Genomic DNA, 9,331 nt, shown 5'->3' with positions numbered 1-9,331 from the left:
GAGAAGATCGAACCGTTGAAAGCGCCAGATCAACCGGCATTTCCAACTCCCTCCAGGCTTCGATGAACTGAAGCAAGCCACTGTCGAAAACTGCGCAACTCATTGAATCTCAAGGAGTTTTCCGTTTCGACTGCGCCGGAAGTGGTGCGAATTATAGACTTCCAGAATCTGTCGTCAACACTTAATTCTGTTTTTCTATCGTTCCAAGAAAAAACGACCTATATATAGACGCCACCGCAGTGAATGCGCAGTATATTGCCCAATATCTACAACAATACCCTGCTCTTACCTTGGACGATGCCGCGCAATGAATGACCAACCTCGCTCTCTTGCCTCAATGCTGTTCCCGGTTGGCCTGCTGTTAATAGCCATGGGGTCAATCCAGTCCGGCGCGTCTTTGGCCAAGAGCATGTTCCCGGTGGTAGGCGCCCAAGGCACCACCACGCTGCGATTAGTCTTCGCCAGTGTAATCATGTTGCTACTGCTGCGCCCATGGCGTGCCAGGCTGACCTCCAGATCATTGCGCACCGTGATCGTCTACGGCATGGCATTGGGTGGCATGAACTTCCTCTTCTATATGTCCCTGCGCACCGTGCCGCTGGGAATCGCGGTTGCGCTTGAATTCACCGGTCCATTGGCGGTTGCCATCTATGCATCGCGTCGAGCCATCGACTTTCTATGGATCGGCCTCGCCGCCATCGGATTGCTGCTCTTGATTCCGACGGGCGCAACCTCCAGCGGGATTGATCTGCTGGGTGCCGGTTATGCGTTAGGGGCCGGCGTCTGCTGGGCGCTCTATATTCTGTTCGGTCAAAAGGCTGGGGCTGACAACGGCGTCACCACCGCGGCTCTAGGTGTAATGATCGCTGCACTGTTTGTTGCGCCGATCGGTATCGTGCATGCCGGCACTGCGCTGCTGACACCGTCACTGATACCTGTCGCCATTGGCGTCGCCATCTTGTCCACCGCCCTGCCCTACACCCTGGAAATGGTTGCACTCACGCGCATGCCCGCCCGTACTTTCGGTACGTTGATGAGCATCGAGCCTGCATTCGGCGCCTTGTCTGGCCTGTTGTTCCTGCAGGAATACCTCTCGCTGTCACAATGGATGGCCATCCTCTGCATTATTCTGGCTTCCGTCGGCGCCACCCTGACCATGGGCAGCGCCGCCAAACCTGCCATTGCGGCAGATTGAAGCGGGATTTCACGAAGGTCTGGCAATTGGCGCTCATTTAGGCCATGTTTAGGCCTTAACTTGATGCCATACATGGATTTTTCGAGCAGGGATTTGAAAGCGCTCAGAGCGCAAGCGAAGACAGGCAGACCCGAGCGTCAGACTCGCGGCCGCTATAAGGACGGTAATGAAACGAATTTTGATACTTATCGCTGTACTCGCGATTGCGGGCTGTGCGGCGACGTCGAAGACCCAGGTAAAACACGGCAAAAAAGGGCTGCATATCAATTGTTCTGGACTGTCGTCCTCTTGGGACAAGTGCTACACCAGCGCAGCCAACTCCTGCGCTCCAAAAGGCTACAAAGTCATCGCCAAGTCCGGAGACACCGTAGAAGAGCCGGGTGATTATCCGTTTGGCCTCAACCCTGCCGGTTATACCAGCCGCAGCATGATCGTCATTTGCAAATAGTTCAGCCCTGCCCGGCGAGCTGGCGACCGATTTCTTCATGGCTGGACTTCAGCACTTCGCGCTGAATGTCCGGCGTGGCCAGCATCCGCGCCACCACCAATGCCCCGACACACTGCGACAGAATCGACCACGCGAGGCTGTCGCTTTCCAGTATTTGCGCCCAGCTTTTCTGCAGCCGACAGATCCACAACTCGGCCTGCTCGCGCACCTGCAATTCGGAACGGGCGATTTCCGCGCCCAGCGCCGGCAACGCGCAGCCGGCCTCGGGCTGCTCAACATGAGACATGCTCAAATAGTGTTTGAGACAGCGCTCCAGTCGCGTCCGGTCTTGCGTGCCCTGCCCGCCCAGGCGCTCCAGGCTTTGACCCAGTTCGCGCTCAACGATGGCCGTAAACAACGCATCCTTCGAAGAGAAATGACTGTAGAACGCCGCGCCACTCAGTCCAATCGCCTTCATCAAGCCATCGACGCCTACCGTGGAAAACCCGGAACGCTTCGCCGAGAGCGCACTGCTGTGCAATAGCTTCTCCCGGGTTTCCTGTTTGTGACTGGCAGAGTAACGCATGAATGTGCCCCGAATTGCTCGTCTTGACGTTGCCCGGATCCTAGCATAACGTTCGTTCACTTAACGATCGTTTACTAAAGGGAATCCCCCATGAATAACAACAAGGTCGTATTGGTGGTCGGTGCAGGCGATGCGACGGGCGGCGCCATTGCCAGGCGTTTCGCCAGGGAAGGTTACGTCGCCTGTCTGACCCGACGCAGCGCCGACAAATTGCAGCCACTGGTAGAGGCGATTAATGCCGAAGGTGGCGAAGCCCACGGATTTGCCTGCGATGCGCGCAAGGAAGAAGACGTCATTGCACTGATTGAAGAGATCGAAACCCGCTTGGGGCCAATCGAAGCGTTCGTCTTCAACATCGGCGCCAATGTGCCTTGCAGCATTCTCGAAGAAACCGCACGCAAGTATTTCAAGATCTGGGAAATGGCCTGTTTCTCAGGTTTCCTCAATGCCCGTGAAGTGGCCAAACGCATGGTCACCCGCCAACGCGGCACGATTCTGTTCACCGGTGCGACCGCCGGGCTGCGCGGCGCTTCCGGGTTTGCCGCCTTCGCCGGTGCCAAGCATGGCATTCGCGCTCTGGCGCAAAGCATGGCGCGGGAGTTGGGGCCGATGAACATCCACGTTGCTCACGTGGTGGTGGACGGCGCCATCGACACCGACTTCATCCGCAACAGCTTCCCCGAAAAATACGCCACCAAGGATCAGGACGGCATACTCAATCCCGAACACATTGCCGAGAATTACTGGTATCTGCACAACCAGCCACGGGACGCGTGGACATTCGAGCTGGATCTGCGCCCATGGAACGAGCGCTGGTAAGCCCCACTTCATAACAATAAATAGAGAGAAACGACGATGCGTAAAACCGTTGAGTTCTATTTTGACCTAGGGAGCCCGGCCACTTACCTGGCTTATACCCAGTTACCGAAACTGTGTGCCGAAACCGACAGCGAGTTGATTTACATCCCGATGTTGCTGGGAGGTGTGTTCAAAGCTACCGGCAACGCCTCTCCGGCGATGATTCCGGCCAAAGGCCGTTACATGTTTCAGGATCTGGATCGCTACGCCAAACGCTACGGCGTGCCGTTGACATTCAATCCGCACTTTCCGATCAACACGCTTATGTTGATGCGCGCCGTCACCGGCATCCAGTTGCGCCAGCCTGAACGCTTTCACGCGTTTATCGATTGCCTGTTCAACGCGTTGTGGGTCGAGGGCCGTCCTCTCGATGAGCCGGCGACCGTCGCGGCGCTGTTGAGCGAGCACGGCTTCGATCCCGCCGAAGTCCTGGCGTTGACCAATGACGAAACGGTAAAGGCTGCGCTGAAGGAAAATACCGAAACCGCCGTTAAACGCGGGGTTTTCGGAGCGCCGAGCATGTTTATCGGCAACCAGATGTTTTTTGGCCAGGATCGTCTGGACTTTGTCGAGCAGGCATTGCGCCAGCTTTAGCCCAAACCGGTGACTCAGGCGCTGGTGTCAGCGCCTGAGCTTCAGCCGGTCAGATGGCAGCTGTGCGGGTGTTCAGCCACTCGAGCGCAGGGCCCTCGAGCAGCGGGCTCAAACGCTCGCGAACTTCGGCGTGGTAAGCGTTAAACCACTGCTTTTCTTCCTGAGTCAGCAGTGACGGCAACAGGCAACGCGTGTCGATCGGGCACAGCGTCAAGGTTTCAAACTTGAGGAACTCGCCGAACTCGCTACTCCCGGCCTCGCGGTTCATCGCCAGGTTTTCGATGCGCACGCCCCAACGACCTGGACGATAAGTGCCGGGCTCGATGGAAGTGATCATCCCCGGCTGCATTGCCGTCTGCGGAGCGGGCGCCGCCTGATAGGCAATCACCTGCGGGCCTTCGTGAACATTGAGGAAATAGCCGACACCGTGACCGGTGCCATGACCGTAATCCACACTTTCCGCCCAGATCGGTGCACGGGCGATGGCGTCCAGCAGCGGCGACAGAATGCCTTTCGGAAAATGTGCCCGCGACAATGCGATGACGCCTTTCAGCACACGGGTGCAATCGCGTTTCTGCTCTTCGGTCGGCGTACCGACCGGCACCATCCGCGTGATATCGGTGGTGCCGCCCAGGTATTGCCCCCCGGAGTCGATCAGCAACAGCCCATCCCCCTCGATCACCGCGTGTTCTTCTGCGGTGGCGTGATAGTGCGGCATCGCGCCATTGGCGTTGAAGGCGGCAATGGTATTGAAACTCAGCGATACATAATCCGGACGACGTTCACGGGCTGCGGTGAGTTTTTCGTCGATAGTCAGTTCGGTGATGCGCTCGCGGCCCCACGCCGATTCCAGCCAGGCGAAGAACTCACACAACGCGGCACCGTCCTGCTCCATCGCTTTGCGGATGTGCTGCGCGTCGGCTTCACTCTTTTGCGACTTGGCCAGTGTCGTCGGGTTGAGGCCTTCAACAAGTTTCACGCCGCTGTCGAGGTTATCCAGCAAACCGCAGGTGACTCGCGCCGGGTCCACCAGCAGGCTTGCGCCACTCGGCACAGCGCGCATCGCATCGGCGACTTCGCTGTAATCGCGCAGCGTCACGCCATCCTTCTCCAGCACCGAGCGCAAATCAGCATCGACTTTGCTCAGTGCAACGAACAGCGTGGCGTGCTGTTGATTGATCAATGCAAACGAAACAAACACCGGGTTGAACGACACGTCGCCGCCGCGCAGGTTGAACAGCCAGGCGATGTCGTCGAGGGTGGCGATGAAATGCCAGTCAGCCCCGCGTTCCTGCAAGGTTTCGCGCAACCTGGCGAGTTTTTCGCCACGGCTGACGGTCGCCTGCGGCGGCAGATGTTGATAGATCGGTGCGTTTGGCAGGCTCGGGCGATCGCTCCAGACGTCATTCAACAGGTCGATATCGGTACGCAGACGAGCGCCACGCGCCTCGAGTTTGCTGCTCAAGGTACGCGCCGAAGCCACAGCCATGACCGCACCGTCGACCGCGACCACACCCCCTTCCGGGGTCTGCTCGGCCAGCCAGTCCAGCGGGCTCGGTTGACCCGGTTGCAATTTGACCAGCTCGATACCGCTGCCTGTGAGTTCCTTGGTCGCCTGCTCCCAGTAACGACTGTCGGCCCAGATACCGGCGAAATCAGGAGTGACAATCAAGGTGCCAACCGATCCGTGGAAACCCGAAAGCCATTGGCGGCCCTGCCAGTAACCCGGCAGATATTCCGACAAATGCGGGTCGGCGGACGGCACCAGCAGCGCGTGGATGCCTTCGCGACGCATCAGTTCACGGGTGTGCGCCAGGCGCTGGGGCACCGATCCTTCGGTCGAGGTCTGGGTACTCATCATGTCTCCTGCTAATCACTTCATCGTTATTGTTCGTCGCCGTCAGGCGGCTGGTTAAAGCCCGGTCGCCCAGAATGCCGGAGCACTGGCGCAGGCGGTCTTGATCAGTTCGACAGCCTTGTCGATATCTTCGGCCGTGGTGAAACGGCCAAGGCTCAAGCGAAGGGTACGCGCGGCCAGTTGCGCGTCATGCCCCAGCGCCAACAACACGTGGGAAGGTGCGTTGCTCGCGGAGTTGCAGGCAGAGGTCGCAGAGAATGCAATCGAATGACTCAGCGCCGCGCTGTTGAACTCGCCTTCGCTGAACGTCAGGCTCAAGGTATGCGGAATGCGTTGGCTGGCGCTGCCATTGAGGCGCACGCCCGGCAGGCTCAGCAATTGCTCAAGCAGACGCTCGCGCAGGGCAACGATGGACTGTTTTTCTTCATCGAATGCTTCTGCAGCCAGGGCGAATGCAGCGCCCATGCCGGCAATCTGATGGGTCGCCAGGGTGCCGGAGCGCAAGCCGCCCTCGTGACCGCCACCGTGAATCTGTGCCTGCAAACGCTGCTGCGCCCGCGGGCCGACGTACAACGCACCAATGCCCTTGGGGCCATAGAGTTTGTGTGCCGAAAAGGACATCAAATCGACCGGCCAGCGCGCCAGGTCGATCTTCACTTTGCCCGCACCCTGCGCCGCATCGACATGGAACAACGCCTCGCGGCCGCGCACGACTTCGCCAATGGCCTGCACATCGTTGACCGTGCCGAGTTCGTTGTTGACCAGCATCAGCGACACCAGAAAGGTGTCATCGCGCATCGCTTCGCTGACCGCTTGCGGGGTGATCAGGCCATCGGCGTCCGGCACCAGATAAGTCACGGCGATGCCGGCGTCCTGCAACTGGCGGGCGGTATCGAGGATGGCCTTGTGTTCAATCTGACTGGTGATGAGGTGACCGCCGGACACGCCGCGAGCCTGGGCGACACCCTTGAGGGCGAGGTTGTTGGATTCAGTGGCACCGGAAGTCCAGACAATCTGCCGGGCCTCGGCGCCGACCAGTTCGGCGACTTGCCGCCGCGCCTGCTCGACCGTGTGCCGGGCCTGCTGGCCGAAGGCGTGGGAGCTGGAGGCCGGGTTGCCAAAGTTACCGTGAAAGCCCAGACACTCGATCATCACCTGGATGACCCGCTCGTCCACCGGGGTGGTGGCGGCGTAATCGAAATACAACGGACGTATGTTCATAAAAGACTCGCAGAGCGTGTTCCGGGATCAGGAGGCTCGTGTCTGCAAACGGCAAAGCGCAGCCTTGTGAGCTGCGCGTCGGTTCGAGAGCGTCATCAATACCTGATCGGATGCCGTTAAAGAAGAACAACTTCATTTAAAAGTGCGTAGGAACGCTCCTGAAGCCGAGCTTAACAGGCATCGGGCCGGCGGTTGAAGCAATGCGTCAGCTAAAGCTTTCGAGAAGTAACGGATACAACGAGATCACTAACAACGCCGCCATGCCCCAGTTGAACACACGCAACCAGCGCGCCTCCTTCAGCACATTGCGCAACAGCGTGCCGCACGCCGCCCAGAGGCCGACACTCGGCAGGTTGATGATGGCGAACACCGCTGCGATGACCACGACATTGGTGAAGTAACCCTGCATTGGCGTGTAAGTGCTGATGGCACCGATGGCCATGATCCATGCCTTGGGATTGACCCACTGAAAGGCTGCTGCGCCGAGGTAGCTGATCGGTTTTGCCTCGCCGTCAGCGTTGTCTGCGACCGGCCCCGAATGGGCAATTTTCCAGGCCAGGTACAGCAGATACGCTGCGCCGACGTAACGCAGAACGCTGTAGAGCAGTGGATATGTCTGAAACACCGCGCCCAGGCCAAAGCCCACCGCGAGCACCAGCACGAAGAATCCACAGGTGATGCCGAGCATATGAGGGATGGTGCGGTTGAACCCGAAGTTAACGCCTGATGCCAGCAACATCGTGTTATTCGGCCCCGGGGTAATCGAGGTGACAAGGGCAAACAGGGCAAAGCCCAACAAAAGATCAAGCGTGAGGGTCATGGCAGCAATCCGGCAGGGTCATTCAGGTGTTGACCCTATCCCACGCGACGCGGCAAACCCACGGACAGTTAGCGAAAATTTCGAGCAGTACAATTTTTTTCAGCTTGGACGGCCGTGCAACTGTACGGCACGCCCGGCGCTCATCTCACCCTTCTGGTCGAAACCGAGCGTCTTCTGTGGCTGACCGACTAATTGCGCTTTTTTCGCCTGGTATTCGTCGAAGGACAGGCCGCTGCGATTGAGCGCCTCCATCGCCAGTTCTCGGGATTCTTCCGCGGTGTAGGGGCGCAGTTCCGGGGATACATGGCTGGCACAACCGGCGAGTACGGAGACAGCGAGCAACAGGGAAACAGTCAGTAAGCGATTCATGGGGAGCGTCCTGGCGAACAATCGGAGTCGATGGACAAAGGCTACGCCCGCCCCCGCTCGCGCAAAAATCAACACGCTCAATAGTGGCTATCAGAAAATCCACAGAGGCGTCGCATATCTCCGAAAGCTCTATAAATATCAATTAAGGTTCTTTTGCGGAATAACAAACAGCCTTTATAAATCCCTGCATGCCTTGGCGACTGTTGCTCCAGCAACTGTTGCCTAGCCGACAGTCATTCAACAAAGCCACCTGAAACTCACACAGCAGATCATCACGATAACGCTCAACGCCCCTTAAACCGGGCTCTCCAGGAATTGGTACAGCGTTTGCTCAAGTCCGGTGACTTACTCACTGCTCGTTGAGCAACTGTTGAAAAAGGAACTGAACATGTCGCGTCCCCTGAAAGTCGTCGCCCTCTCCGGCGGCACCTGGCGTCCGTCTCGTACCCTGGTGCTGACCCAGGCGCTGCTCGCCGAACTGGCCGGGTATTTGTCGATCGAGAGTCATCTGATCGAACTCGGCGACATCGCTCGTCCGCTCGGTGGCGCCCTTTCGCGTCAGGAGTTGAGCGCCGAAGTCGAGGCCGAACTGCGCGCCATCGAACAGGCCGACCTGTTGATTGTTGCTGCGCCGGTTTATCGCGGGTCCTACCCGGGTCTGCTCAAGCATCTGTTCGACCTGATCGACCTCAACGCACTGATCGACACCCCCGTCCTGTTAGCCGCCACCGGTGGCAGCGAACGCCATGCGCTGGTGCTCGATCACCAGTTGCGCCCGCTGTTCAGCTTCTTCCAGGCAGTCACCCTGCCGATCGGCGTTTATGCCACCGAGGCCGATTTTGTCGATTACCAGATCACCAGCGAACCGCTGAAGGCACGTATCCGTCTCGCCGCCGAACGCGCCGCGCCGCTGTTCGCCACACAAATCAAACCGTTGCTGAAGATCGCTTAAGGAGCTGTTCATGGATGTTTTCTGGTTCCTGCCGACCCACGGTGACGGCCATTATCTGGGCACGACACAAGGCGCCCGCCCGGTCACCCTCAATTATCTGAAACAAGTAGCCCAGGCCGCTGACAGCCTCGGCTATCACGGTGTGTTGATTCCCACCGGGCGCTCCTGCGAAGACTCGTGGGTGATCGCGTCGGCGCTGGTGCCTTTGACCGAACGCCTGCGCTATCTGGTGGCGATCCGACCGGGGATCATTTCACCCACTGTCTCGGCGCGCATGGCGGCAACGCTGGATCGACTGTCCAACGGCCGCCTGTTGATCAACGTCGTGACCGGTGGCGACCCGGATGAGAACCGTGGTGACGGCAGTTTCCTCAGTCACAGCGAACGCTATGAAGTCACTGACGAATTCCTGCAGATCTGGCGCCGGGTGTTGCAAGGTGAGGCGGTGGAT

At 58.7% G+C, this 9,331-nt stretch carries 11 protein-coding genes; 6 read left to right on the top strand and 5 right to left on the bottom strand.

Annotated features, from left to right (window positions below; translation table 11 throughout):
- The first annotated feature begins 307 nt into the window (after positions 1-307).
- Both rhtA and DBR24_RS20455 read left to right on the top strand, forming a co-directional pair.
- Positions 308-1,195, top strand: a complete 888-nt coding sequence (gene rhtA, locus DBR24_RS20460) for a threonine/homoserine exporter RhtA (protein WP_128615674.1) — start codon at positions 308-310, stop codon at positions 1,193-1,195.
- 166 nt (positions 1,196-1,361) lie between these two features.
- Positions 1,362-1,643, top strand: coding sequence for a hypothetical protein (locus DBR24_RS20455; protein ID WP_123466364.1), 282 nt, complete (start codon positions 1,362-1,364; stop codon positions 1,641-1,643).
- 1 nt (position 1,644) lies between these two features.
- Here DBR24_RS20455 and DBR24_RS20450 read toward each other — a convergent pair whose 3' ends face one another.
- The gene (locus tag DBR24_RS20450) at positions 1,645-2,208 is read right to left on the bottom strand and encodes a TetR/AcrR family transcriptional regulator (RefSeq protein ID WP_123466366.1); all 564 of its coding nucleotides are present in this window, start codon (positions 2,206-2,208) and stop codon (positions 1,645-1,647) included.
- A gap of 90 nt (positions 2,209-2,298) precedes the next feature.
- Between DBR24_RS20450 and DBR24_RS20445 the strand changes: the two genes are divergently transcribed.
- Together DBR24_RS20445 and DBR24_RS20440 are read left to right on the top strand one after the other, a co-directional pair.
- On the top strand, positions 2,299-3,027 hold the full coding sequence (locus DBR24_RS20445) for an SDR family oxidoreductase (RefSeq protein WP_128615673.1): 729 nt from the start codon (positions 2,299-2,301) through the stop codon (positions 3,025-3,027).
- A gap of 36 nt (positions 3,028-3,063) precedes the next feature.
- On the top strand, positions 3,064-3,660 hold the full coding sequence (locus DBR24_RS20440) for a 2-hydroxychromene-2-carboxylate isomerase (protein ID WP_128615672.1): 597 nt from the start codon (positions 3,064-3,066) through the stop codon (positions 3,658-3,660).
- A gap of 49 nt (positions 3,661-3,709) precedes the next feature.
- Here DBR24_RS20440 and DBR24_RS20435 read toward each other — a convergent pair whose 3' ends face one another.
- The 4 genes from DBR24_RS20435 to DBR24_RS20420 form a co-directional block, all read right to left on the bottom strand.
- Positions 3,710-5,518 (bottom strand): aminopeptidase P family protein, encoded by a 1,809-nt coding sequence (locus tag DBR24_RS20435; RefSeq protein ID WP_128615671.1) that lies wholly within the window; start codon positions 5,516-5,518, stop codon positions 3,710-3,712.
- A 54-nt stretch (positions 5,519-5,572) separates the two neighbouring features.
- Positions 5,573-6,739, bottom strand: coding sequence for an aminotransferase class V-fold PLP-dependent enzyme (locus DBR24_RS20430; RefSeq protein ID WP_123466374.1), 1,167 nt, complete (start codon positions 6,737-6,739; stop codon positions 5,573-5,575).
- 205 nt (positions 6,740-6,944) lie between these two features.
- Complete coding sequence (locus DBR24_RS20425) at positions 6,945-7,559, bottom strand: LysE family translocator (protein WP_128615670.1); 615 nt, start codon at positions 7,557-7,559, stop codon at positions 6,945-6,947.
- A 99-nt stretch (positions 7,560-7,658) separates the two neighbouring features.
- Entirely contained in the window at positions 7,659-7,928 is a 270-nt protein-coding gene (locus tag DBR24_RS20420) for a hypothetical protein (RefSeq protein WP_128615669.1), read from the bottom strand.
- A gap of 388 nt (positions 7,929-8,316) precedes the next feature.
- Between DBR24_RS20420 and msuE the strand changes: the two genes are divergently transcribed.
- Both msuE and DBR24_RS33065 read left to right on the top strand, forming a co-directional pair.
- A complete protein-coding gene (gene msuE / locus DBR24_RS20415; RefSeq protein ID WP_128615668.1) occupies positions 8,317-8,880 on the top strand; it encodes an FMN reductase in 564 nt (187 codons plus the stop codon).
- A gap of 10 nt (positions 8,881-8,890) precedes the next feature.
- Positions 8,891-9,331: LLM class flavin-dependent oxidoreductase (locus DBR24_RS33065; RefSeq protein WP_256591693.1), on the top strand; the 441-nt coding region annotated here is incomplete at its 3' end.

The sequence above is a fragment of the Pseudomonas sp. HMWF006 genome, assembly GCF_003061205.1.
Classification (GTDB): Bacteria; Pseudomonadota; Gammaproteobacteria; order Pseudomonadales; family Pseudomonadaceae; genus Aquipseudomonas; species Aquipseudomonas monsensis.
The sequence above is the reverse complement of the archived record's forward strand: the minus strand, read 5'-3'. Positions and strand labels throughout refer to the sequence as shown.